The organism is Arthrobacter sp. NEB 688 (assembly GCF_013201035.1).
Classification (GTDB): Bacteria; Actinomycetota; Actinomycetes; order Actinomycetales; family Dermatophilaceae; genus Phycicoccus.
Window position 1 is genome coordinate 900,819 of sequence record NZ_CP053707.1, and the last position, 23,392, is coordinate 924,210.

The window sequence follows — 23,392 nt, forward strand, 5'->3', positions numbered from 1 at the left end:
GGGACGGGTGGGGTGGGAGGCCGGGAGGCGGCGGGCGGGGCGGGAGGCGGCGGTCAGCGGTGGGCCGCGACCGCGTCGACGAGCGGGCCGAGGGGGTCGGGCAGCGCCGCGGGGTCGAGGAGCTCGGCCAGCCGGCCCGCCAGCCGGGCCTTGCGCCCCGACCCCGAGCCCGCGAACCGGTGCAGCTGCTCGAGCACCGGGCGGCCGCGCCAGTGCGGCATCCGGGCCATCGACTCGAACGCGCCGAGCTCGGCCATCGAGGCGAGCGCCTCGCGGACGGCGTCGGCGCCGAGGGCACGCATCAGGACGTCCTCGAGGTCGCGGTCGCAGACGAAGACGCCGTGCCACGCGAGCTCCTCGGCGTCCCGGGCGGTGACGCCGTGCCGCCGCAGCGCACCGACCGCGAAGCGCAGCTCCGGGGCGTCGACGAGGGCGAGGACGCCCGGCCCGGGGCCGCCGAGGTCGTCGAGGTGGCGGGCGAGGTTGGTGACCCCGCCCATCGGGACGACGGTGGCCGGGGCGCCGCGGCGCGCGAGCAGCGTGCGCACGACGACGGCGTCGCTCTCGCCCTCGACGAGCACGACGGGTCCGGTGCCCGCGGCCTCCATCCGGCGACGCTAGCCCGTGCCCGGGGTGCCCCGGGGGCGGAGGGCGGCAGGATGGCCCCATGCGTCCGATGCTCGCGACCGCCGCGCAGGCCCCGCCGCGCGGCGACGCGTGGGTGCACGAGGTCAAGTGGGACGGGATGCGCGTCCTCGTCGACGTGCGCGGCGGCGCGGTGACCGTGACCTCGCGGACCGAGCGCGACGTGACGGCGGCCTTCCCCGAGCTCGACGCGCTCGCCGGCACCTACGACGACCTGCTGCTCGACGGCGAGGTCGTGGCCCTCGACGAGGGGCTGCCCAGCTTCCACGCCCTGACCGAGCGGATGCACGTGACGAAGCGGGCGCAGGCCGAGCGGCTGGCGCGCACGCGGCCGGTCACGCTCATGGTGTTCGACCTGCTGCGCCTCTTCGGGCAGGACCTCACCGGCCAGCCGTGGTCGGCGCGGCGGCGGCTGCTCGAGGAGCTCGAGCTCGACGGGCGCGCCTGGCGGGTGCCGGAGGTCCATGACGACGGCGCGGTGCTGCTGCGGGTCACCGACGAGCGGGGCCTGGAGGGCGTCGTCAGCAAGCGGCGCGACGCCCGCTACCTGCCGGGTCGGCGCTCGCCGGACTGGCGCAAGGTCGCGCACCGGCGCACGTACTCGGTGCTCGTCGGCGGCTGGCGGCCCGAGGTGGGGTCGGGCGCGTCGTCCGCCGACCGGCTCGGGGCGGTGCTCGTCGGGCTGCCGGACGGCGAGGGCGGCTGGCGGTACGCGGGGCGGGTCGGGTCCGGGCTCGCGGGGTCGGCCGGCGAGGCGCTGCTGCGTCGGCTGCGCCGGCACGAGGTCGACGCCCCGCCGTTCGTCGACGAGGTGCCGCGCATCGACGCCTCCGGCACGACGTGGGTGCATCCGGCCGTCGTCGTCGAGGTGAGGACGCTGATGATCACCGCCGACCACCGGCTGCGGCAGCCGACCTTCCTCGGGGTGCGGCACGACCTGACGCCCGAGGAGCTGCAGGAGGTCGAGGAGGGTGGCTGAGCGCTACGTCCCGCAGGTGACGCGCGTCGAGGTCGACGGGCGGCGCCTCAAGCTGACCAGCCTCGACAAGGTGATGTACCCCGCCACCGAGACGACCAAGGGCGAGGTGCTCGACTACTACGCGCGCGTCGCCGGGGTGCTCCTGCCGCACCTCGCGCGCCGCCCGGTGACCCGCGTGCGCTGGCCGCACGGGGTCGAGGACCAGATGTTCTTCGAGAAGAACATGCCGTCCGGGGCGCCCTCGTGGCTGCCCGGCGTGCAGGTCGACGACGTCCGCTACCCGCTCGTGCCGGGGATGGCCGAGCTCACCTACCTGGTCAACCTCAACTCCCTCGAGCTGCACGTGCCGCAGTGGACGGTCGACGACGACGGCGCCCCGGAGCACCCCGACCGGCTCGTCATCGACCTCGACCCCGGCAAGCCCGCCGGCCTGCGCGAGTGCGCCCGGGTCGCGCTGCTCGTGCGTGAGCGGCTGGAGCGGCTCGGGCTCGAGCTGCACCCGGTGACGTCCGGCAGCAAGGGGATGCAGCTCTACGCGCGGCTCGGCGGGGACCTCTCGTCGGACCAGGTGCGCGACCTCGCGCAGCAGCTCGCGCAGGAGATGACGAAGAAGCACCCCGAGCTGGTCCTGTGGAAGATGACCAAGTCGCTGCGTCCCGGCAAGGTGTTCCTCGACTGGAGCCAGAACGTCGCGGCGAAGACGACCATCAGCCCGTACTCGCTGCGCGGTCGCGAGCTGCCGCAGGTCGCGGCCCCGCGCACGTGGGACGAGGTCGAGGCCGGCGCCGAGGAGGACGGCACGCTGGCCCAGCTGATGTTCGACGAGGTGCTCGAGCGGGTCGAGCGCGAGGGCGACCTCCTGGCCGACCTCCCCTGACCCCTTCGCCCACTGATTGCTAATCCGCCACCTCGAGGGGCCCGGATCGGTCCTGTCGAGGTGGCGGATGGGCAAACGTCGGGTTCCTGGGGTCAGGGGAGGTCCACAGGAGGCGCACAGCGGGGTCATCCGCGGTGGTCGGAGGCTGGGGTCATGACCTCCTCGACCCGCTCCGCACCGTCCCGCTCCACCGGCCTGCGCCTCGTCGGCGCCCTGACCTCGGCGACCGCGGTGGCCCTCGTCGGCACGGCCGCCCTTCCCGCGGCCGCCGCCCGGGCGGCCGGCGTCCACGACGACCGGCCGGTGGTGCTGGCCCGCGCTGCCGACCCGGCCGCGCTGCCGACCGGGACCAGCTCCCCGGCCGCCACGTGGCGCTGGGACGGCACCCGCTGGGTCCGCCTGCCCTGAGTTCTCGACTGATTGCGAGTTCTGCCGCTCGACACCCCGTGGGAGGGCGCGTCGAGCCGCCGAACTCGCAACCAGTCGGGGAGTCGGGTCAGGCGGGGCGGTGGCGCGGGGTCGTGGTCGTGGTCGGTGTGCGGCGGCCGGAGAGGGCTGCGCCGACCGCAGCGCCGGTCAGGGCCGGCGCGGCGACGAGGACGCCCCAGAACCACCCGCCGAACACGGTCTCGGTGGCCCACAGGCCCCAGTCGAACGCGGTCGGCGCCCCGAGCTGGCTCGCGGCCGTGAAGACCGGCACGGCGAGGACGGCGACCACGCCCCAGCGCAGGAGGACCGGGCCGGCGGCGCCGGAGCGCAGGCCGTCGACGGCTCCCCAGAGCAGCGACGCGAGGGCGACGGCGAGCATCGCGGCGAGGCCCGCCCCGATGTTCGCCCCGACCGTGGGGCCGGAGACCCGCTCGACGAGGGTGAGGGCCGCCCAGGCGATGACGGCGAGGGCTGCGGTGCGCGGCAGGGCGGCGAGAGCGCTGGTCATGGCGCGAGCATGGCGGCGGCCGCCCCCGGCCGGCGTGAGCACCGGTACTCACCCGCGCGAGAAGGGTTCGTCCGGCCGACCGGGGGAGGGACACACCCCACTGATTGCGAGTTGAGCCGCTCGACGGGCGTCCCGACGGCGTGTCCGGCGGCGGAACTCGCAATCAGTCGGGACAGTCCGGGTCAGGGGGTGCGGCGCAGGCGGGGGCAGCCGGCGCACTCGACGCATCCGGGCAGGGCGTAGATGAGGCAGCACGAGGCGCGGGGCACGCCGCCCGGTCGGAGCATCCCGGCCGCGGACTCCGCCTCACGTCGCGCCGCCGCCCACATGTCGTCGACGAGGGCGGCGCGCACGTGCGGGCCCAGGCGCACCGGGCTGCGGTACCCCTCGGCGACCGGGGCCACGACCGCGCGGTAGTCGGCCTCGGCGGCGTCCAGCCGGGCGGGGAGGTCGCGTGCGTCCGGGACGAGGCCGGTCATCCGCACGACGTCGGGGACGAGGGCCGGCCCGAGCGAGAAGGTCAGCCCCGGGAGCACGGCCCGGGCGGGGACGGCCGCCGCGGCGTGGGCGGCCGTGTGCGCCGGCACCTGGAGCAGCCACTGGAGGACGAACACCGCCGCGACCGAGGGCGGCGCGACCCCGTCGTACCAGCGCGCGTGCATCCGGCGCACGCCCTCGCGCCACGGGTCGACGTCGGTGCCGACGTCGTGGGGCAGCGCTGGCCCGCCGTCGGTGAAGCGCAGCCAGGCGTGGCGGGCGGACATGCGCGCAGCGGCGGCACCCGGGTCGGGTGCCGCCGCTGCGACGGGCGAGCCGTGGCTCAGGAGTTCGCCTTGTCGTAGGCCTCCTGGACCTCGCTCGAGATGCGGCCGCGCTCGCTGACGTCGTAGCCGTTGCTGCGGGCCCACTCGCGGATCGCGGAGACGTCGCGCTTGGCGCCGCCGCTGCTCTTCGCGGCGCCGCGGGAGGCGCTGCGGCGCCCGCCGGTGCGCTCGGCGTGACCGATCCAGACGGCCAGCGCGTCGCGCAGCTTGCTCGCGTTCTCGCTGGTCAGGTCGATCTCGTAGCTGACGCCGTCGAGGGCGAAGGTGACCGTCTCGTCGGCAGGGGACTCCTTGTCGACGTCGTCGACGAGGAGGACCTGGACCTTTTTGGCCATGGTGTGGAGCCTTTCAAGAAGACGTGAATTGCAGGGGTGGTCCGAGCATGCCGCACAAAGGGGTGCGACGTCTCACCCACAGGGTAAAGCGCAGGTAAAGGAAAAGAAAGTCCGGGGAATTCCTCAGACGGCCTTTTCGTCGTTTCCCGGCGCCTTCTCGTGCCCAGCGGCCGCCTCGCGGGCGTGCTCGCGGTCCTGCTCCGCCTCGAACTTGCTCTGGGCGAGCCGCTCGTTGCGGTCGGCTTCCATGATGCGCTTGACGATGACGTAGAAAAAGGCCGCCGCGACGATCGTGGGGATGATCGCGACGAGATAGGGGACGATCGAACCCATCGGAATCAGGCCTCCGGCTTCAGGTGCGGAAAGAGGATGGTCTCGCGGATGTTCGCGCCGGTGAACAGCATGATGAGCCGGTCGACTCCAAGGCCCAGGCCGCCCATCGGCGGGGCGCCGTACTCGAGCGCGCGCAGGAAGTCCTCGTCGAGCTGCATCGCCTCGGGGTCGCCGCCGGCGGCGCGCAGCGACTGCGCCGTGAGGACGTCGCGCTGGACGACGGGGTCGACGAGCTCGGAGAACCCGGTGCCGCGCTCGACGCCGCCGATGATGAGGTCCCAGGCCTCGATGAGCCCGGGGGTGTCGCGGTGCGGCCGGGCCAGGGGCTGCGCGATGGCGGGGTAGTCGCACAGGAAGGTCGGCTGCAGCAGGCCGGGCTCGACGAGCTCGCCGAGCAGCTCGAGGAAGACCTTGTCCTTCTCGAGCGACGGGTCGACCTCGACGCCGTGGCGCTCGGCGTGCGCGAGCAGCGTCTCCTTGGACGTCTCCTGCGTGACCTCCTCGCCGACGGCCTCGCTCACGCCCTCGTAGACGGGCAGCCAACGCCACTCGCCGTCGAGGTCGACCGTACCGGCGGGGGTCTGCACCTGCCGCGAGCCGAGGGCGTCGGCGACGCCGAGGTACAGGTCGCGCATGAGGGCGGCGATGGAGCGCTGGTCGCCCCACGCCTGGTAGGCCTCGAGCATCGTGAACTCGGGGGAGTGCGTCGCGTCGACACCCTCGTTGCGGAAGATCCGGCCCATCTCGTAGACCCGGTCGACGCCGCCGACGACGGCCTTCTTGAGGTTCAGCTCGAGCGCGATGCGCAGGACCATCTCCTGGTCGAACGCGTTGAGGTGCGTGCGGAAGGGCCGCGCGGCCGCCCCGCCGTGGATGAGCTGGAGCACCGGCGTCTCGACCTCGAGGTAGCCCTGGCCGTCGAGCACCGAGCGGATGGCGCGCAGCGCGGCGGCCTTGGTGCGCACCATGTCGCGGGCCTCCTGGCGCACGACGAGGTCGGCGTAGCGCTGGCGGACGCGCGACTCCTCGGAGAGCTCCTTGTGCAGGGTCGGCAGGGGGCGCAGCGCCTTGCTCGCGACGCCCCAGCGGGTGGCCATCACCGACAGCTCGCCGCGCCGGCTGGAGATGACGCGCCCCTCGACCCACACGTGGTCGCCGAGGTCGGCGTCGCGCTTGAAGGCGTCGAGCGCGTCCTGCCCCACCTCGGCGAGGCTGAGCATCACCTGGAGGCGGGTGCCGACGCCCTCCTGGAGCGTCGCGAAGGCGAGCTTGCCGGTCGTGCGGACGAAGACGACGCGGCCGGCGACGGCGACGACGTCCTGGGTCTCCTCGCCGGTCCCGAGGTGGGCCCACTGCTCGCGGACCTCGGCGAGCGAGTGCGTGCGCGGGACGGCGACGGGGTAGGCCTGGCCGCCCTCGGCGAGCAGCCGGTCGCGCTTCTCGCGCCGGACCCGCATCTGCTCGGGCAGCTCGGCCTCGGGAAGGGCGGGGGTCGGGTTCTCGGTCACGGAGGACAAGCCTACGGACCCGTCGGTTCGCGCTCGCCCCCTGCCCGCCCAGCGACCGTGCCGGTGACCCGGGTCGGATGTCGGCGCGCGTCGGTAGCGTCGGCCGCGTGACGCCGCACGGGAGCTGGAAGGAGGGGCTGCCCGCGCGCCGGCTCGAGCACGCCGACCCGGTCGAGCTGCCGCCCGCGGACGTCTGGCCGCGCACCGTGCCGGCGGTCGAGCACGTCCTCGCGCACGGTCTCGACCTCGCGCGCTGCACGGTACTCGTCGGCGAGAACGGCTCCGGCAAGTCGACGCTCGTCGAGGGTCTCGCGATGGCGGCCGGGATGAACGCCGAGGGCGGCTCGACCGGCGCGACCCACCGCACCCACGCGAGCGAGTCGCCGCTGCACGAGTGGCTGCGCGTCGTCCGCGACCCCGGGGCGCCGCGCTGGGGCTACTTCGTGCGGGCCGAGACGATGCACGGGCTGTTCACCTGGCTCGACACCAACCCCGGCCCGACCGACCCCGCCTTCCACGCGATGTCGCACGGCGAGTCCTTCGTCGCGCTGCTCGGCACGCGGCGCTTCCGCGGCGAGGGGCTCTTCGTGCTCGACGAGCCGGAGGCCGGGCTGTCGTTCTCGGCGCAGCTGCACCTCGTCGCCGAGCTGACCGAGATGGCTCGGCGGCCGCGCACGCAGGTCGTCGTCGCGACGCACTCGCCGGTGCTCGCGGCCATCCCCGGCGCGCTCCTGCTCGAGCTCGGCGAGCACGGCGTGCGCGAGAGCACCTGGGACGAGCTCGACGTCGTCGCCCACCACCGCGGCTTCCTCGACGCCCCGCGCCGCTACCTGCGGCACGTCGTCGACGACCTCGACGACTGACCCGGGGGGTCAGCGCTCGTCGAGCGTCATCTCGAGCGTGTAGCCGTCGGCGTCGTAGCAGTGGTTGGCGTGCTCGACCGGCTCTCCGTGGGACCCGAAGGCCGTGCGGGCCATCGTCAGGACGGGCTTGGTGCCCTTGAGGGCCAGGCGCCGGCGCTCCTCGGGGGTGGGCATCCGGGCGCCGACCGACTGCCGTGCGACGACCGGCACGGCGCCGCGGGTGCGCAGCGCCGCGTAGAGGCCGGTGGCCTCGAGCTCCTCGGCCGTGAGGTCGGACAGCCCCGGCGGCAGCCAGTTGTGGAGCACGGCGAGCGGCCGGCCGTCGACGGTGCGCAGCCGGACGATGCCGAGCAGCGGGGTGTCGGGGGGCAGCTCGAAGGCGGTGGCGGCGGCCTCGTCCCGCGTCATCGCGAGCGAGAGGACGGTCGTGCCGGGCGTGCGGCCGGTGCGCAGGAGGTCGTCGTGGAGGCTCGACAGCTCGGCGCGGCGGTGCACGCGGGTCGGGGCGACGGTGGTGCCGATGCCGCGACGGCGCACGAGCAGACCGCGGTCGACGAGGTCCTGCATCGCCCGGCGGACGGTGGGGCGCGAGAGGCCGAGGCGGCTCGCGAGGTCGAGCTCGTTCTCGACGGCGTCGCCGGGGGCGAGGACCCCCTCGCGCACCGCCCCGCCGAGCTGCTCGGCCAGCTGGTGCCACAGGGGCACGGGGGAGGTGCGGTCGATCCGCACCGTCACCTGTCGCGCCGCCATGGGAGGGACTGTACAGGCGGCGCCCGTCCGTGTCAGTATGTCCTGACAAAGGAGGTCGGATGAGGGTCGGACTCGCAGGGGCCGGACGGATCGGGGCGTTCCACGCCCGCACGCTGGCTGCGCTCGACGGGGTCGAGGCGCTCGTCGTCGCCGACGCGGACGCCGCCCGGGCGTCGGAGGTCGCGGCCTCGCTCCCCACCGCCGAGGCCGTCCCCATCGAGGACCTCGTCGGCTCCGGCCTCGACGCCCTCGTCGTCGCGACCTCCACCCCCGGGCACGCGCCGCTCGTGCGCGCCGGGGTCGAGGCGGGCGTCCCCGTCTTCGTCGAGAAGCCGCTGGCCGCGACGCTCGACGGCACCCTCGAGCTCGTGCGCCTCGTCGAGGCCGCCGACACCCCGGTGCACGTCGGCTTCCAGCGGCGCTTCGACACCGGCTACCGGCGGGCCCGCGCGGCCGTCGCGTCGGGCGAGCTCGGGTTCGTCCACACGCTGCGGGCCACGACGTCCGACCGTCGCCCCCCGCACCCCGACTACGTGCCGACCTCGGGGGGCATCTTCCGCGACTGCGCGGTGCACGACGCCGACGTCGTCCGCTTCGTCACGGGTCGCGAGGTGCTCACCGTCCAGGCCGTCGGCGGCACGAAGGGCGAGCCGTTCTTCGCCGCCGCGGGCGACGTCGCCTCGGCCGCCGCGCTGCTCACCCTCGACGACGGCACCATCGCCGTCCTCACGACGACGCGCTACTCCGGCCACGGCCACGACGTGCGGCTCGAGGTCGTCGGCTCCGAGGGGTCGGTGGCCGTCGGCCTCGACGACAGCCTGGCGCTGCGCTCGCTCGAGGACGGCGTGACCTTCCCCGCCGGCCCGGTCCACGAGGCCTTCATGGACCGCTTCGAGCCGGCCTACCGCGCCGAGCTCGCCGCCTTCCTCGACGTCGCGCGCGGCGCGGCGCCGAGCCCCTGCACCGTCCGCGACGCGCTGGAGGCCTCCCGCGTCGTCGAGGCCGCCACGCTCGCCCTCGCCGAGGGCCGCACCGTCGCCCTGTCCGAGATCCCCACCACCTGAAGGAACCGTCGATGACCACCGCACCCGTCGCCCAGCGCATCGCCGGCGCCCCCATCTCCTGGGGCGTCTGCGAGGTCCCCGGCTGGGGCCACCAGCTCACCCCCGACCTCGTCCTCGCCCAGATGCGCGAGGTCGGCCTCGCCGCCACCGAGTTCGGCCCCGACGGCTTCCTGCCCGACGCCCCCGAGGCCAAGGCCGAGACGCTCGCCGCCGCCGGTCTGCGCGCGGTCGGCCAGTTCGTCCCGGTCGTCCTCCACGACACCGCGGTCGACCCGCTGCCCGCCGTCGAGGAGGCGATGACCGGCCTCGTCGCCGCGCAGGCCGGCGTCGTCGTCATCGCCGCCGCCACCGGGGCCGAGGGCTACGACGAGCGTCCCGACCTCGACGACGACCAGTGGGCCACGCTCCTGGGCAACCTCGACCGGATCAGCGACGCCGCCGCCGCCCGCGGTCTCCTCGCCGCGCTGCACCCGCACGTCGGCACGATGGTCGAGAGCGGCACCGAGACCGAGCGGGTCCTCGCCGGCAGCCGCATCTCCCTCTGCCTCGACACCGGCCACCTGCTCATCGGCGGCGGCGACCCCGTGGCCGTCGCGGCGCAGCACCCGGGCCGCATCGGGCACGTGCACCTCAAGGACGTGCGCCTCGACCTCGCCGACCGCGTGCGCGCCGGCGAGCTGACCTACACCGACGCCGTCGCGGCCGGGATGTACGTGCCGCTCGGGGACGGCGACGTCGACGTGGCCGCCATCATCGGCTCGCTCGAGGGGGCCGGCTACGACGGCTGGTACGTGCTGGAGCAGGACACCGTGCTCTCCGGCGACCCCGACGCCACCGGGGTCGACCCCGCGGCCGACGTCCGCGCGTCCGTCGCGCACGTCGTCGAGGTGGCCGACCGGCTCGGGGACCGCCCGTGACCGCCCCCGACCTCGTCGCCATCGGGCGCACCGGCGTCGACGTCTACCCGCTCCAGCACGGGGTGGGCCTGGAGGACGTCGACACCTTCCGGAAGTTCCTCGGCGGCAGCGCGACCAACGTCGCCGTCGCCGCGGCCCGGCACGGCCACTCGTCGCTGCTCGTGACCAAGGTCGCCGACGACGCCTTCGGGCGCTACGTCCGCCGCGAGGCCGAGCGGCTCGGGGTCGACCCCTCGGCCATCGCCGTCCACGCGGGCGACGGGCCGCCGACGCCGGTCACCTTCTGCGAGGTGCACCCCCCGGACCACTTCCCGCTGTCGTTCTACCGCTGGCCGACCGCCCCCGACCTCCTGCTCACCGACGAGGACCTGCCGCTGGACGCGATCCGCGACGCCCGCGTCTACTGGGCCACGGTGACGGGCCTGTCGCAGGAGCCCTCGCGCGGCGCGCACCACACCGCGTGGGCCGCGCGCGGCCGGGCCCGCCACACCGTCCTCGACCTCGACTGGCGGCCGATGTTCTGGGCCGACCCCGCCGAGGCGAGCGCCGAGGTCGGGCGCGCGCTCGAGCACGTGACCGTGGCCGTCGGCAACCTCGAGGAGTGCCAGGTCGCCGTCGGCGAGAGCGACCCGCACCGCGCGGCCGACGCCCTCCTCGAGCGCGGCCTCGAGCTTGCCCTCGTCAAGCAGGGCCCGCGCGGCGTGCTCGCCGCCACCCGCGACGAGCGCGTCGAGGCGGCGCCCTTCCCCGTCGAGGTCGTCAACGGCCTCGGGGCCGGCGACGCCTTCGGGGGCGCCCTCGTCCACGGCCTGCTCGAGGGCTGGGACCTCGGGCGGATCGTCCGCTTCGCCAACGTCGCCGGCGCGCTCGTCGCCGGGCGGCTGGAGTGCTCGACCGCGATGCCGACCAGCGACGAGGTCGAGGCCGCGCTCGTCGGGGCCGGGCGGTGAGCGCCGTGACGACCCGTCGCGTCGGTCCCGCCGACCTCGCCCGCCTCACCGAGGTGCGCGCCCGCGAGCCGCAGCGCGTCGCGCAGATGTGGGACGAGCGCCGGCTGCGGCCGCTGCTGCCCGCCGACGGTCGCCTGCTCCTCGTCGCCGCCGACCACCCCGCCCGCGGCGCGCTCGGCGTCGGCCCGGACCCGATGGCGATGGCCAGCCGCTCGGACCTGCTCGACCGGCTCGTCACCGCCCTGGAGCGCCCCGGCGTCGACGGCGTGCTCGGCACCCCCGACATCCTCGAGGACCTGCTCCTGCTCGGCGCGCTCGACGACAAGGTCGTCATCGGGTCGATGAACCGCGGTGGGCTGCAGGGCGCCTCGTGGGAGCTCGACGACGGCTTCACCGCCTACACCGCCGAGGCCGTGCGCCGGCTGGGCCTCGACGGAGGCAAGATGCTCACCCGCATCGCCCTCGAGGACGCCGGCTCGCTGCGCACCCTCGAGGCCTGCGCGCAGGCGGTCACCGACCTCGCCGAGGCCGGGCTGCTCGCGATGGTCGAGCCGTTCTGGTCGGTGCGCGAGGACGGCCGCGTGCGCAACCTGCTCGACGCCGACTCGATGGTGCGCGCCGTGCACGTCGCCTCCGGCCTGGGAGCCAGCAGCGCGCACACCTGGCTCAAGCTGCCGGTCGTCGACGACCTCGAGCGGGTCATGGACGCCACGACGATGCCGACGCTGCTGCTCGGCGGCGACCCCGCCGGCGCGCCGGCCGAGACCTACGCCGCCTGGGGGCACGCCCTCGGCCTGCCGTCGGTCCGCGGCCTCGTCGTCGGGCGGGCGCTGCTCTACCCGCGCGAGGGCGACGTCGCCGCTGCGGTGGACGTCGCGGCCGACCTCGTCCACGGTGGGACCCCATGAGCACCGGCCGCGACAACGAGGCGTACGTCCGCCCGCTGGGCAGCGCCGTCGACGGCGCGTTCGGGGTGGCCGTCACCCCGTCCTCGTCGAGCCCCGTCCCGGGCTGGCGGCACACCACGCTGCGCGTCGCCACGCTCGACGGCGGCACGGTCGAGCACGACGCCGGCGAGGAGGAGACGCTCGTCGTCCCGCTCGTCGGGTCCGTCCGCGTCGAGGTGACCGAGGCCGACGGCACGACGCACACCGCCGAGCTCGCCGGCCGCGCCTCGGTCTTCGAGGGCCCGACCGACGTCGTCTACGCCGGTCGCGGGTCACGCCTGCGGGTCACCGGCACGGCCGACGGGCCGGCCCGCGTGGCCCTCTGCGGCGCGCCGGCGACGAAGGCCGACGCCCCGAAGCCGTTCCGCCACCTGGCCGCCACCGACGTCCCCGTCGAGCTGCGCGGTGCCGGGCGGGTGAGCCGCGAGGTCCGGAACATGGGCCTGCCCGACGTCCTCGACGCCGACTCCTTCCTCGTCTGCGAGGTGATCACACCCGCCGGCAACTGGTCGAGCTGGCCCCCGCACAAGCACGACGTCGAGCGCCCCGGCGAGGAGACCGAGCTCGAGGAGGTCTACTACGTCGAGACCCGCTCCACCGACCCGCGAGGCACCGACCCCGTCGGCTACCTGCGCGTCTACGGGTCGAGCGAGGCCCGGCCGCTCGACGTCGTCGCCGAGGTCCGCACCGGCGACGTCGTCCTCGTGCCGCACGGCTGGCACGGCCCGGCGATCGCCGCGCCCGACGCCGACCTCTACTACCTCAACGTCATGGCCGGCCCGGGTCCCGAGCGGGCCTGGCGCATCTGCGACGACCCCGCCCACGCCTGGGTGCGGGAGTCCTGGCCCGACGAGCCCTTCGACCCGCGACTTCCCCTGGGAGGCACCGAATGACCGCGCCCGACACCGTCCGCCTCACCGTCGCCCAGGCGGTCGTGCGCTTTCTCGCGCAGCAGTGGACCGAGCGCGACGGCGAGCGTCAGCGCCTCTTCGCCGGGTGCCTCGGCATCTTCGGCCACGGCAACGTCGCCGGCGTCGGGCAGGCCCTGCTCGAGGACGAGCTGCGTGCGGCGGAGGCCGGCGAGGAGCCGGGCCTGCGCTACGTCCTCGGCCGCAACGAGCAGGCGATGGTCCACACGGCCGTCGGCTACGCCAAGCACCGCGACCGGCTCTCGACGTGGGCGGTCACCGCCTCGGTCGGCCCCGGCTCGACGAACATGCTGACCGGCGCCGCGCTCGCGACCATCAACCGCATCCCGGTCCTGCTCCTGCCCTCGGGCACCTTCGCGACCCGCGTCGCGGCGCCGGTGCTCCAGGAGCTCGAGCTGCCCTACGCCGGTGACGTGAGCGTCAACGACGCCTTCCGCCCGCTGTCGCGCTTCTACGACCAGGTCGACCGGCCCGAGCAGCTCCCGGCCGCTCTGCTCGGCGCCTGCCGCGTGCTGACCGACCCTGCCGAGACGGGCGCCGCGACCATCTCGCTGCCCCAGGACGTGCAGGCCGAGGCCTTCGACTGGCCCGTCGAGCTCTTCGCGGAGCGCGTCTGGCACGTCGCCCGGCCGCCGGCCGAGCCCTCCCGGGTCGCCGACGTCGCCGACGCCCTGCGCTCGGCGCAGCGGCCGCTCGTCGTCGCCGGTGGCGGTGTGCACTACTCCGGCGCCGAGGACGCGCTCGCCGCGTTCGCCGAGGCCACCGGCGTGCCGGTCGCCGAGACGCAGGCCGGCAAGGGCGCACTGCCGCACGGCCATCCGCAGCTGGCCGGAGCCGTCGGCTCGACCGGCACGACCGCCGCCAACGCGCTCGCCGCCCAGGCCGACCTCGTCATCGGCGTCGGCACCCGCTGGTCGGACTTCACGACCGCCTCGCGGACCGCGTTCGGCCGCACCGGTGTCCGGTTCGTCAGCCTCAACGTCGCCGCGTTCGACGCGGGCAAGCACAGCGGCATCCCGCTCGTCGCCGACGCCCGCTCCGGGCTCGAGGCGCTGACCGAGGCCGTCGCCGGGCACCGGGTCGACGACGCCTACGCCGACGAGGTGGCCGACCTCTGGCGCGCCTGGGACGCGCAGGTCGAGGCGACCTACGACCCGCCCGCCGAGGTCACCGACGCGCTCGCGCCGGGGCTGCTCACCCAGGGCCAGGTGCTCGGGGTCGTCAACGAGCAGACCGACCCGCGTGACGTCGTCCTCTGCGCGGCCGGCTCGATGCCCGGCGACCTGCACAAGCTGTGGCGGGTGCGCGACCGCAAGGGGTACCACGTCGAGTACGGCTACTCCTGCATGGGCTACGAGATCCCCGGCGCCCTCGGGGTGGCGCTCGCCGACGACACCCGCGACGTCGTCGCGATGGTCGGCGACGGCGGCTACCTCATGATGCCCACCGAGCTCGTCGTCGCCGTCCAGGAGCGGGTCAAGCTCGTCGTCGTCCTCGTGCAGAACCACGGCTTCCACTCGATCGGGTCGCTGTCGGAGGGCCTGGGCTCGCAGCGCTTCGGGACCGCGTACGAGTACCGCGGCGCCGACGGCCGGCTCGACGGCGGCCACCTGCCCGTCGACCTCGCGGCCAACGCCCGCAGCCTCGGCGCGCACGTCATCGAGGTGCACTCGCGTGACGAGCTCGTCGCGGCCCTGGCCGAGGCCAAGGCCGCTCCGCGCGACGGCGGCCCGGTCGTCATCCACGTCGAGACCGACCCGCGTGTCCACTCCCCGTCGAGCGAGTCGTGGTGGGACGTCCCCGTCGCGCAGGTCTCGTCCCTCGCGTCCACCCAGGGCGCCTCCACCGCGTACCGCGAGGCCAAGGCCGCGCAGCGCCACCACCTCGCCCCGACCCTCCCGAAGGAGACCGCCCGATGAGCCCGTCCACCGTCCGCGTCGGGGTGCTCGGCGTCGGCCTCATGGGCACCGACCACGCCGAGCGGCTCGCCGCCCGCGTCGCCGGGGCCGGCCTGGCCGCCGTCGCCGACCCCGACCACGCGCGCGCTCGCGAGCTCGCCGGCCGTCTCGGCGCCGTCGCGCACGAGGACCCCCTCGACCTCGTCGACGACGACGGCGTCGACGCCGTCGTCGTCGCCTCGCCCGGCTTCGTCCACGAGGAGCAGGTGCTCGCCTGCCTCGCGGCCGGGAAGCCCGTCCTCTGCGAGAAGCCGCTGACGATGGACGACGCGTCCTCGCTGCGGCTCGTCGAGGCCGAGGCGGCGCTCGGGCGGCGCCTGGTCACGGTCGGGTTCATGCGGCGCTTCGACCCCGAGTACGCCCAGGTGCGCTCGCTCCTCGCCGACGGCGAGCGCGGCCGTCTGCTGGTCCTGCACAACGTGCACCGCAACCGGTCGGTCCCCAACGCCGACTTCCGCTCCGAGATGATCGTGCGCGACAGCCTCGTCCACGAGGTCGACTCCTCGCGCTTCCTCTTCGACGACGAGATCGTCGAGGTCACCGTCCTCGCGCCCGCCCCGACCTCGCACGCGGCCCAGGGCGTGCTGGACCCCCAGGTCGCCCTCTTCCGGATGGCCGGCGGCGGCCTCGTGACCAACGAGGTCTTCGTCAACAGCCAGGTCGGCTACGAGGTCCGCTTCGAGGCCGTGGCCGAGCGTGGCTCGCTGACCGCCGGCCTGCACTCGACCGCGCTGCTCGGCACGAGCACGGCCGGGGGCTCCGGGGCGTGGGGCGGGGTCGTCCCCGCCGACTACCGGACCCGCTTCGCCCGCGCCTACGACCTCGAGGTCCAGGCCTGGGTCGACGCCATCCGCTCCGGCAGCGGCGCGGTCGGCGCCTCGGCGTGGGACGGCTACGCCGCGACCGCCGTCAGCACGGCCGGGATGGCCTCGCTCGCGTCCGGTGCGCCGGTCGCCGTCACGCTGGCCGACCGGCCGGCGCTCTACGCCACGGCTGCTGATCCCGTCGCCGTTCCGTGACGCGGGCGCGGACTCCACATCCGCGCGCGCACCTGACACACTGAATCCACCACTGACACGGACAAGGACCGATACCCGTGAGCACTGCCCCCACCCGCATCACCCACCTCGTCGCCGGCCGCCCGTGGGAGGGCGCGGCCGAGCGCACCAGCCCGGTCTTCAACCCCGCCACCGGCGCGCAGACGGGGGTCCTCGACCTCGCGTCGAGCGACCTCGTCGGCGAGGTCGTCGCCACCGCCAAGCAGGCCTGGGTGGAGGAGTGGGGCAACGTCTCGCTCACCAAGCGCACCCAGGTCCTCTTCAAGTTCCGCCAGCTCCTCGACGAGCGCAAGGAGGAGATCGCGGCGCTCATCACCGCCGAGCACGGCAAGGTCCTCTCCGACGCCGTCGGTGAGGTGACCCGCGGCCTCGAGGTCGCCGAGTTCGCCTGCGGCATCCCGCACCTCATGAAGGGCGGCTTCACCGAGAACGCCTCGACCAAGGTCGACGTCTACTCGATCCGCCAGAGCCTGGGCGTCGTCGCGGTCATCAGCCCGTTCAACTTCCCGGCGATGGTGCCGCTGTGGTTCGTGCCCGTCGCGATCGCCTGCGGCAACGCCGTCGTCATCAAGCCCTCCGAGAAGGACCCGTCGGCCGTCAACGCCGTCGCCGCCCTCTGGAAGGAGGCCGGCCTGCCCGACGGTGTCCTCAACGTCGTCCACGGCGACAAGGAGGCCGTCGACGCGCTGCTGACGCACCCCGACGTCAAGGCCGTCTCCTTCGTCGGCTCGACGCCCATCGCGAAGTACGTCTACGAGACCGGGACCGCCCACGGCAAGCGCGTCCAGGCCCTCGGCGGCGCGAAGAACCACATGCTCGTGCTGCCCGACGCCGACCTCGACCTCGCCGCCGACGCCGCCGTCAACGCGGGCTTCGGCTCGGCCGGCGAGCGCTGCATGGCCATCTCGGCCCTGCTCGCCGTCGACACCATCGCCGACGACCTCGTCCAGAAGATCCAGGACCGGGTCGGCAAGCTCGTCACCGGTGACGGCACCCGCGGCTGCGACATGGGCCCGCTGGTCACGGCGCAGCACCGCGACAAGGTCACCTCCTACCTCGACGCCGGCACCGAGGCGGGCGCGACGCTCGTCATCGACGGGCGCGAGGGCGACGTCGACGCCGACGGCGAGGGGTACTTCCTCAAGCCGACGCTCTTCGACAACGTCACCCCCGAGATGTCGGTCTACACCGACGAGATCTTCGGCCCGGTGCTGTCGGTCGTGCGGGTCAAGACCTACGACGAGGGCCTGGAGCTCATCAACTCCAACCCCTACGGCAACGGCACCGCGATCTTCACCAACGACGGCGGCGCTGCCCGGCGCTTCCAGAACGAGGTCGAGGTCGGGATGGTCGGGGTCAACGTCCCGATCCCCGTGCCGATGGCGTACTACTCGTTCGGCGGCTGGAAGAACAGCCTCTTCGGCGACACCCACGCCCACGGCATGGAGGGCGTGCACTTCTTCACCCGCGGCAAGGTCGTCACCTCGCGCTGGCTCGACCCGAGCCACGGCGGCATCGAGCTGGGCTTCCCGCAGAACGCCTGACGACGCGGCTCCCGGGGCGCCGAGACCCCGGTTCGTCCACGAGACCCCGGCTCCGAGCCGGGGTCTCGTGCGCGTCTCGGGGTGCCCCCGAGAGGTGGAGGCGCGCCGGGGCGGGGCCGGGCGCGCTGCGATCCCGGCTACACCGCAGTAGGTGTCGTCATCACGTCCCTGACTGCGGCGTAGCCCGCGTCGGGGCCGGGCGCATCGTTGTCACTTCGTGACGCCCCTCCTCCGGCCGTCGTGTGGCCGGATCGCGCCACCTGCCCCATCATGAGGTGCGGTGCGCGGCCTCTGCGCGCGCCTCCGGGGACGAGGACGGACCACACATGAGCACGCGCAGGACCCTGCTGCTGACCGCCGCCGTGGCGGTCCCGCTGGCGCTGGGGGGCGCCGGCACCGCGTACGCCGCCCACTACCAGGACCGCGCGCTGCCCGGCAGCAGCGTCGGCGGCGTCGACGTCGCGGGGATGACCCGCGCCGAGCTGACCGAGGCCTTGCGGCAGCGGGCGCAGGCCCTGCGCGTCACGGTCGACTCCGGGGACGCCACGCGCACGACCACGCCGGCCGACCTCGGCTACCGGGTCGACGTCGACGCCACCGTCGACGCCGTGCTCGCCGCCGACCACCGCTCGTGGTCCTCCTACGCCCGCTCGCTCGTCTCGCGCCACGACGTCGCGGCCGTCGTCACGACCGACGACGCCACCGTGCAGCGCACCGTCGCCGGCCTCGTCGGCGCCGCCGGCGAGAAGGGTCGCGACGCGCAGGTGCGCCTGGCCTCCTCGAAGAAGTCCTTCACCGTCGTCCCCGCCGTCGCCGGCCGCACCGTCGACCCCGCGAGCTTTCAGGACGTCGTCGAGCGCGCGACCCGGGCGATGCGGCCCGTCACCGCGCACGTCGACTTCGTCGAGCGCACCCCGGCCGTCACGACCGCGAAGGCCCGCGAGGTCGCCGCCGCCGCGAACGCGGTCGCGCACACCTCGGTGAGCATCAGCGACGGGGACGAGAAGCACTCCGCACCGACGACGCGCAAGGCGTCGTGGGTGACCATCCCGACGACCGACGGTGTTCCCGGCACCCCGAGGGTCGACGCCGCGAAGGTCGCCGCCTGGGTCGACTCCGTCGCCGGCGCCGCGAAGCGCGAGCCGGTCACGGGCCTGCGCTACCTCGACGCCGACGGCTCGGTCCGCCGGGTCATGACCGAGGCGGTCGACGGCCGCACGGCCAGGGCCACCGACGCCCTCGCCGACGAGGTCGTCGCCGCCCTCGACAGCCACAAGGGGTACGCCGGCGCCCTGCGCTACACGACCGTCCCGGCGACGTGGGAGGAGCGCACCGTCGCCCCCGGCGCCGAGCACCTCGCCTACCCGGCCGCGGTCGGCGAGAAGTGGATCGACGTCAACCTCGGCAAGCACACGATGACCGCCTACGTCGGTGCGAAGGTCGTCTACGGCCCGATCTCGATGGTCAACGGCTCCGCCGAGAAGCCGACCGTCACCGGGACGTTCCAGGTGTACTACAAGAACCCGCTCATGACGATGCGCGGCAGCAACGCCGACGGCACCGACTACGAGACCCCGAACGTCCCGTGGTCCTCGTTCTTCCACCGCGGCTTCGCCCTCCACGGCGCGCCCTGGCGGGACACCTTCGGGTACTCCGCGTCGCACGGCTGCATCAACCTGCCGGTCCCCGTCGCGAAGTGGGTCTACGACTTCGCCACGATCGGCACCACGGTCACCAGCCACTACTGACCGGCGGTGTGCCGCGGCGGCTCAGACGAGCAGCGCCGCGGCGGCCACGGCCGAGGCGACCAGCACGGCCACGTCGAACGTGCCCTGCCCGATGCGGCGCACCGTCGCGTAGCCGAGCAGCCCGCCGGCCAGCACGAGCGGCGCGAGCACGGCCGCGCGGCCCGCGTCCGCCGGGTGCAGCAGCCCCAGCGCGACCGAGAACGGCACCTTGACGAGGTTGACGATGAGGAAGAACCAGGCGTTCGTGCCGACGAACCGTCGCTTGTCGATGCCGGACGCCGACAGGTAGAGCGTCATGACGGCGCCGGCGGCGTTGGCGGTCATCGTCGCGAAGCCGACCCCCGTCCCCGCCGCCCAGGCCACCGGGCGGCGCTCGTGGACGTCGGTGCTCGTGCCGTCGCTGCGGCGCTTGACCCACAGCTGGAGCAGGACGAGGACGAGGAGGATGCCGCCGATGCTCCTCCGCAGCGTCGTGTCGTCGACGACCCCGAGGAAGAGCGAGCCGAGGACGAGCCCCGGCAGGACGGCCGGCAGCAGGCGGCGGATGAGCGACCAGTCGGCGTCCCGGCGGTAGTGCGCGACGGCCACGAGGTCGCCGACGACGAGCACCGCGAGGATGGCGCCCGTCGACTGCCGGGCCGGCAGCACCGACGCGAAGATCGCGACCGAGACGACCGCCAGGCCGCCGAGCGCCGTCTTGGAGTAGCCGATGACGAGCGCCGCGAGGGCCATGAGGCCGGCCGCGACGAGGCCACCACCGAGCAGGTCCACCGCCCGGACGCTACCGGGCGGCGGGCGGCATCAGCGGCTGCCGAAGTCCTGCGTCCAGTAGATGTAGTAGTCGCCGCTGCCCTGCGAGACGCCGACGCCGATCGCCTTGTTCGAGCAGCTGAGGATGTTCTTGCGGTGGCCGCTGCTGTTCATCCACGAGTCGACGACCGCCTTGGCGGTGCGCTGGCCGGCGGCGATGTTCTCGGCCGAGCCGTACTGGTACCCGGTGGCCCGGATGCGGTCCCACGGCGAGCGGCCGTCCTTCGAGGTGTGGCTGAAGTAGTTCTTCGTCCGCATGTCGTAGCTGTGCGCCTGGGCGGCCTTGCGCAGCGCCTCGCTCGCGCGCAGGGGCGAGCACCCGACCTTCGCGCGCTCGGCGTTGACGCGGGTGATGACCTCCTGGGCCAGCGGCTGCATCGCGGCCTGGGCCGGTGCGGCGGTGGCGACGGCGCCGACGGCGAGCGGGGCCGCGAGGGCGGCGGCGAGGAGGGGGCGGACGGGCAGGGAACGGGGCATCGCGAGACCTCGGGGGTGGTCGCGCCGGGAGGGCGCTGGGTGACAGAGGGGCGCGCCGGACAGGGGTGACGGCGCCCGGCCACCATGCCACGGCCGGTGGGGCGGCCGCACGACGGACGGGTGAGGGGTCGGCCGACCGGCCGACCCCTCACCCGTGCTGCGGTGCCCTGCTCAGCGGCGGGACTTCCGGCGGCGCTGGGCCTTCTTGAGCTCGAGGCGGACGATGTCGCGGCGACGACGGCCCTCGACCTTGTTCGGCAGCGAGAGCTCGACGACCTTCCAGTACACCGACGCCGCCTGCTTCCAGAGGCTGCCGGTGACGTAGGGCAGCTCGTGGCGCTCCATGAGGTCGCGGATCTGCGGGGCGATCTCGGCGTACCGGTTGCTCGGCATGTCCGGGAAGAGGTGGTGCTCGATCTGGTGGCTGAGGTTGCCGGTCATCACGTGCATCGCCTTGGTGCCCGAGATGTTGCCGGAGCCGAGCATCTGGCGCAGGTACCACTCACCACGGGTCTCGCCGTCGATCGAGGTCTTCTCGAAGGTGGAGATGCCGGGCGGGAAGTGCCCGCAGATGATGACGGTGTTCGTCCAGACGTTGCGCACGAGGTTGGCGACGACGTTGGCGGTGAGCGTCGTGCGCGCCGAGCCGGTGGCGGCCGACAGGGCCGGGTGGACGAGGTAGTCCTTGGTCGCCTGGCGGCGGATCTTCGCGAGGACCTCGTCGCGGTTCTTGCGGAACTCGGCCTTGTCCTCGTCGCTCAGGCGGTGCTTCTTCGCGAGGTAGGCGCCGAGCTCGAGGTCGTACGCCGCGATGGAGTACTCGAAGAGCAGCGCGTTGCCCACGTGCCAGATCGGCTGGAAGAGCGAGAAGAGGCTCCACTTCTGGTCCTCGTCGACCCGCAGGATGCCGTAGCCGAGGTCGTTGTCGCGACCGAGGACGTTCGTGAAGGTGTGGTGGATCTCGTTGTGGCTGTGCTTCCACTGGCTCGCCGGCGAGGCGTTGTCCCACTCCCACGCCATCGAGTGGATCTTCGGGTCACGCATCCAGTCCCACTGGCCGTGCATGACGTTGTGGCCGATCTCCATGTTCTCGAGGATCTTCGCGACCGAGAGGCCGGCCGTGCCGATCCACCAGGCCGGGCGGAAGCCCTTGACCTTGACGTTGCTGAACAGCAGCGTGGCGCGCGAGCCCATCTCGAGGTAGCGCTGGACCTTGATGACCTTGCGGATGTAGGCGGCGTCCGCCTCGCCGCGCGAGTCCATGACGTTCTTGCGCAGGGCGTCGAGCTCGTGGCCGATGCCCTCGATCTGCTCGGGGCTCAGGTGCGCGGCCGGGTTGGGGCGGCCGGACTTCTTGAGGGCGGGGCGCTGCGGGCGCGGGGTGTCGGAGGCGACGCGCAGGCGCGGGTTGATGCCGTGCGGCTTGCTGGAGCCGTGGCCGGCGGTGCGCTCGGGGGCGAGGGTCATGAGGGGGTCCTTCCGTGGAGGGGTCGGGAGGGCGGTCGGGTGGTCAGAGGTCGAGCTCGCAGGAGCCCGCGACGGCGTTGACGCACGTCTGGACCGGCAGCGGCTCGTCGGACTCGTGGACGGTGACCTCGCCGGTGCGCAGGTCACGGATGGCGCCGGAGCGCATCGGCACGACGCAGCCGAAACAGATGCCCATCCGGCAGCCGCTCGGCATGAGGACGCCGGCGTCCTCGCCGGCGTCGAGGATGGCGGTGGCGCCGTCGGCCTCGACGATGCGGCTGCTGCGGGCGAAGGTGACGGTGCCGCCCTCGCCGGGCTCGACGACGCTCGGGCGGAAGCGCTCGACGTGGAGGCGCTCGGGGACGCCGGCGTCCGCCCAGTGCTTCTCGGCGGCGTCGAGCAGCGCGGTCGGGCCGCACAGCCAGGTCTCGCGCTCGCGCCAGTCGGGGACGAGGCCGTCGAGCCGGGCGAGGTCGAGGACGCCGTGGACGTCGTCGAGGTTGAGCGAGAGGGCGAGCCGGCCGGCGGCGTGGTGCCCGGCGAGCTCGCGGTGGAAGATCACGTCGCGCTCGCTCGGCGCGCAGTGGACGTGCGCGACGTCGGCGAGCTCGCCGAGGTGGTTGCGCAGCATCCCCATGACCGGCGTGATGCCGCTGCCGGCGGTGAGGAAGAGGACCTTGGCCGGGGCCGGGGTCGGGAGGGTGAAGTCGCCGGTCGCCTGGTCGAGCATCACGAGGGTGCCCGGGGTGGCGTGGCGCACGAGGTGGGTGCTGACCTTGCCCTCGGGGATCGCCTTGGTCGTGATGGCGACGCACCCGGCGGGGATGCCGGCCGCGGCGGTGCCGTCGGCGCGGTGGGTCAGGCTGTACGCGCGCCAGTGGCGCACGCCGTCGATGTCGACGCCGATCCGGATGTACTGGCCGGGGACGTGCCCGCGCCAGCCGCGGCCGGGCCGGATGACGACCGTGGCGGCGTCGTCGGTCTCGGGGCGGACCTCGACGATGCGGCCGCGCAGGTCGGCGCCGGCGCGCATCGGGTCGAGGAGGTCGAGGTAGTCGGCGGGGACGAGCGGCGTGGCGAGGGCCTCGGCCACCCGGCGGGCGCCGCGGACGACGCCGCCCAGGGGTCCGTCGGTGTGCGCCCCGAGGCGCGGCCGCGTGGCCCCGCGGGGGGTCGCTCGGTCGGTGGAGATGCTCACGTACGCAAGCGTAACCTACGCATCCGTAAGTTACGACACCGTAGCCTTGCTTCTCAGCAACCGATCAGCCACGAGGCGCCGGGTTCGAGGTGAAACGGGACCTTGCGGCGGTCGAGTTTCACCTCGACCCGCTGCGGAGCCCCCCGGTCGAGGTAGTCGGGGACCGTCCGACGGCAGCCGGATACCTCGACCGACGGATCCGATCTGCACTTGTTGCGAGTTCGGCCGCTCGACACGCTGCTGGAGGGCGCGTCGAGCGGTGGAACTCGCAATC

General features: G+C 74.3%; 24 protein-coding genes. 13 read left to right on the plus strand and 11 right to left on the minus strand.

The window, feature by feature from the left end; genetic code table 11:
- Positions 1–53: 53 nt before the first annotated feature.
- A complete protein-coding gene (locus HL663_RS04285) occupies positions 54–608 on the minus strand; it encodes a hypothetical protein (RefSeq protein ID WP_173027209.1) in 555 nt (184 codons plus the stop codon).
- A gap of 59 nt (positions 609–667) precedes the next feature.
- Between HL663_RS04285 and ligD (HL663_RS04290) the strand changes: the two genes are divergently transcribed.
- From ligD (HL663_RS04290) to HL663_RS04300, 3 genes are all read left to right on the plus strand, one after another.
- On the plus strand, positions 668–1,624 hold the full coding sequence (gene ligD / locus HL663_RS04290; RefSeq protein WP_173027210.1) for a non-homologous end-joining DNA ligase: 957 nt from the start codon (positions 668–670) through the stop codon (positions 1,622–1,624).
- Positions 1,617–2,501 carry a non-homologous end-joining DNA ligase gene (ligD, locus tag HL663_RS04295; RefSeq protein WP_173027211.1) on the plus strand — a complete coding sequence of 295 codons (885 nt, stop codon included), beginning with the start codon at positions 1,617–1,619 and terminating at the stop codon, positions 2,499–2,501. The genes ligD (HL663_RS04290) and ligD (HL663_RS04295) overlap by 8 nt, the downstream gene beginning before the upstream one ends.
- A gap of 153 nt (positions 2,502–2,654) precedes the next feature.
- Positions 2,655–2,909, plus strand: coding sequence for a hypothetical protein (locus HL663_RS04300; protein ID WP_173027212.1), 255 nt, complete (start codon positions 2,655–2,657; stop codon positions 2,907–2,909).
- Positions 2,910–2,997: 88 nt separating this feature from the next.
- Here HL663_RS04300 and HL663_RS04305 read toward each other — a convergent pair whose 3' ends face one another.
- The 5 genes from HL663_RS04305 to lysS all read right to left on the minus strand — a co-directional run bounded on the left by HL663_RS04305 (position 2,998) and on the right by lysS (position 6,387).
- Positions 2,998–3,438 (minus strand): hypothetical protein, encoded by a 441-nt coding sequence (locus tag HL663_RS04305; protein WP_173027213.1) that lies wholly within the window; start codon positions 3,436–3,438, stop codon positions 2,998–3,000.
- Positions 3,439–3,620: 182 nt separating this feature from the next.
- Positions 3,621–4,202, minus strand: a complete 582-nt coding sequence (locus HL663_RS04310) for a (2Fe-2S)-binding protein (RefSeq protein ID WP_173027214.1) — start codon at positions 4,200–4,202, stop codon at positions 3,621–3,623.
- A 56-nt stretch (positions 4,203–4,258) separates the two neighbouring features.
- Positions 4,259–4,597 (minus strand): histone-like nucleoid-structuring protein Lsr2, encoded by a 339-nt coding sequence (locus HL663_RS04315; RefSeq protein WP_173027215.1) that lies wholly within the window; start codon positions 4,595–4,597, stop codon positions 4,259–4,261.
- Positions 4,598–4,720: 123 nt separating this feature from the next.
- Complete coding sequence (locus tag HL663_RS04320; protein WP_173027216.1) at positions 4,721–4,930, minus strand: hypothetical protein; 210 nt, start codon at positions 4,928–4,930, stop codon at positions 4,721–4,723.
- Between the two features lie 5 nt (positions 4,931–4,935).
- Complete coding sequence (lysS, locus tag HL663_RS04325) at positions 4,936–6,387, minus strand: lysine--tRNA ligase (RefSeq protein WP_173029993.1); 1,452 nt, start codon at positions 6,385–6,387, stop codon at positions 4,936–4,938.
- A 158-nt stretch (positions 6,388–6,545) separates the two neighbouring features.
- Here lysS and HL663_RS04330 point away from each other — a divergent pair, with 158 nt between their 5' ends.
- Positions 6,546–7,301 carry an AAA family ATPase gene (locus tag HL663_RS04330; RefSeq protein WP_286175923.1) on the plus strand — a complete coding sequence of 252 codons (756 nt, stop codon included), beginning with the start codon at positions 6,546–6,548 and terminating at the stop codon, positions 7,299–7,301.
- A 9-nt stretch (positions 7,302–7,310) separates the two neighbouring features.
- On the opposite strand, the gene HL663_RS04335 is transcribed toward HL663_RS04330, so the two are convergent.
- Positions 7,311–8,051 carry a GntR family transcriptional regulator gene (locus tag HL663_RS04335; RefSeq protein ID WP_173027218.1) on the minus strand — a complete coding sequence of 247 codons (741 nt, stop codon included), beginning with the start codon at positions 8,049–8,051 and terminating at the stop codon, positions 7,311–7,313.
- 59 nt (positions 8,052–8,110) lie between these two features.
- Here HL663_RS04335 and HL663_RS04340 point away from each other — a divergent pair, with 59 nt between their 5' ends.
- The 9 genes from HL663_RS04340 (at position 8,111) to HL663_RS04380 (ending at position 19,166) form a co-directional block, all read left to right on the plus strand.
- Complete coding sequence (locus tag HL663_RS04340) at positions 8,111–9,115, plus strand: Gfo/Idh/MocA family protein (protein ID WP_173027219.1); 1,005 nt, start codon at positions 8,111–8,113, stop codon at positions 9,113–9,115.
- Positions 9,116–9,126: 11 nt separating this feature from the next.
- Positions 9,127–10,032, plus strand: a complete 906-nt coding sequence (locus HL663_RS04345; protein ID WP_173027220.1) for a TIM barrel protein — start codon at positions 9,127–9,129, stop codon at positions 10,030–10,032.
- Positions 10,029–10,982, plus strand: coding sequence for a 5-dehydro-2-deoxygluconokinase (gene iolC / locus HL663_RS04350; protein WP_173027221.1), 954 nt, complete (start codon positions 10,029–10,031; stop codon positions 10,980–10,982). The genes HL663_RS04345 and iolC overlap by 4 nt, the downstream gene beginning before the upstream one ends.
- A gap of 86 nt (positions 10,983–11,068) precedes the next feature.
- The gene (locus tag HL663_RS04355) at positions 11,069–11,890 is read left to right on the plus strand and encodes a class I fructose-bisphosphate aldolase (RefSeq protein WP_286176043.1); all 822 of its coding nucleotides are present in this window, start codon (positions 11,069–11,071) and stop codon (positions 11,888–11,890) included.
- Positions 11,887–12,822, plus strand: a complete 936-nt coding sequence (iolB, locus tag HL663_RS04360) for a 5-deoxy-glucuronate isomerase (RefSeq protein ID WP_173027223.1) — start codon at positions 11,887–11,889, stop codon at positions 12,820–12,822. Before HL663_RS04355 ends, iolB begins: the two co-directional genes overlap by 4 nt.
- Positions 12,819–14,777 carry a 3D-(3,5/4)-trihydroxycyclohexane-1,2-dione acylhydrolase (decyclizing) gene (gene iolD / locus HL663_RS04365; RefSeq protein ID WP_173027224.1) on the plus strand — a complete coding sequence of 653 codons (1,959 nt, stop codon included), beginning with the start codon at positions 12,819–12,821 and terminating at the stop codon, positions 14,775–14,777. The genes iolB and iolD overlap by 4 nt, the downstream gene beginning before the upstream one ends.
- Positions 14,774–15,835 carry a Gfo/Idh/MocA family protein gene (locus HL663_RS04370; RefSeq protein WP_173027225.1) on the plus strand — a complete coding sequence of 354 codons (1,062 nt, stop codon included), beginning with the start codon at positions 14,774–14,776 and terminating at the stop codon, positions 15,833–15,835. Before iolD ends, HL663_RS04370 begins: the two co-directional genes overlap by 4 nt.
- A gap of 77 nt (positions 15,836–15,912) precedes the next feature.
- The gene (locus tag HL663_RS04375) at positions 15,913–17,418 is read left to right on the plus strand and encodes a CoA-acylating methylmalonate-semialdehyde dehydrogenase (RefSeq protein ID WP_173027226.1); all 1,506 of its coding nucleotides are present in this window, start codon (positions 15,913–15,915) and stop codon (positions 17,416–17,418) included.
- A gap of 326 nt (positions 17,419–17,744) precedes the next feature.
- Complete coding sequence (locus HL663_RS04380; protein ID WP_173027227.1) at positions 17,745–19,166, plus strand: L,D-transpeptidase family protein; 1,422 nt, start codon at positions 17,745–17,747, stop codon at positions 19,164–19,166.
- A 21-nt stretch (positions 19,167–19,187) separates the two neighbouring features.
- On the opposite strand, the gene HL663_RS04385 is transcribed toward HL663_RS04380, so the two are convergent.
- The 4 genes from HL663_RS04385 to HL663_RS04400 all read right to left on the minus strand — a co-directional run bounded on the left by HL663_RS04385 (position 19,188) and on the right by HL663_RS04400 (position 23,118).
- Positions 19,188–19,937: a sulfite exporter TauE/SafE family protein gene (locus HL663_RS04385; RefSeq protein WP_286175924.1), complete on the minus strand. Its 750-nt coding sequence runs from the start codon at positions 19,935–19,937 to the stop codon at positions 19,188–19,190.
- Between the two features lie 30 nt (positions 19,938–19,967).
- A complete protein-coding gene (locus tag HL663_RS04390; protein ID WP_173027228.1) occupies positions 19,968–20,453 on the minus strand; it encodes a CAP domain-containing protein in 486 nt (161 codons plus the stop codon).
- Between the two features lie 171 nt (positions 20,454–20,624).
- A complete protein-coding gene (locus HL663_RS04395) occupies positions 20,625–21,920 on the minus strand; it encodes a fatty acid desaturase family protein (protein ID WP_173027229.1) in 1,296 nt (431 codons plus the stop codon).
- Between the two features lie 43 nt (positions 21,921–21,963).
- Positions 21,964–23,118 (minus strand): ferredoxin reductase, encoded by a 1,155-nt coding sequence (locus tag HL663_RS04400; protein ID WP_286175926.1) that lies wholly within the window; start codon positions 23,116–23,118, stop codon positions 21,964–21,966.
- Positions 23,119–23,392 lie beyond the last annotated feature (274 nt).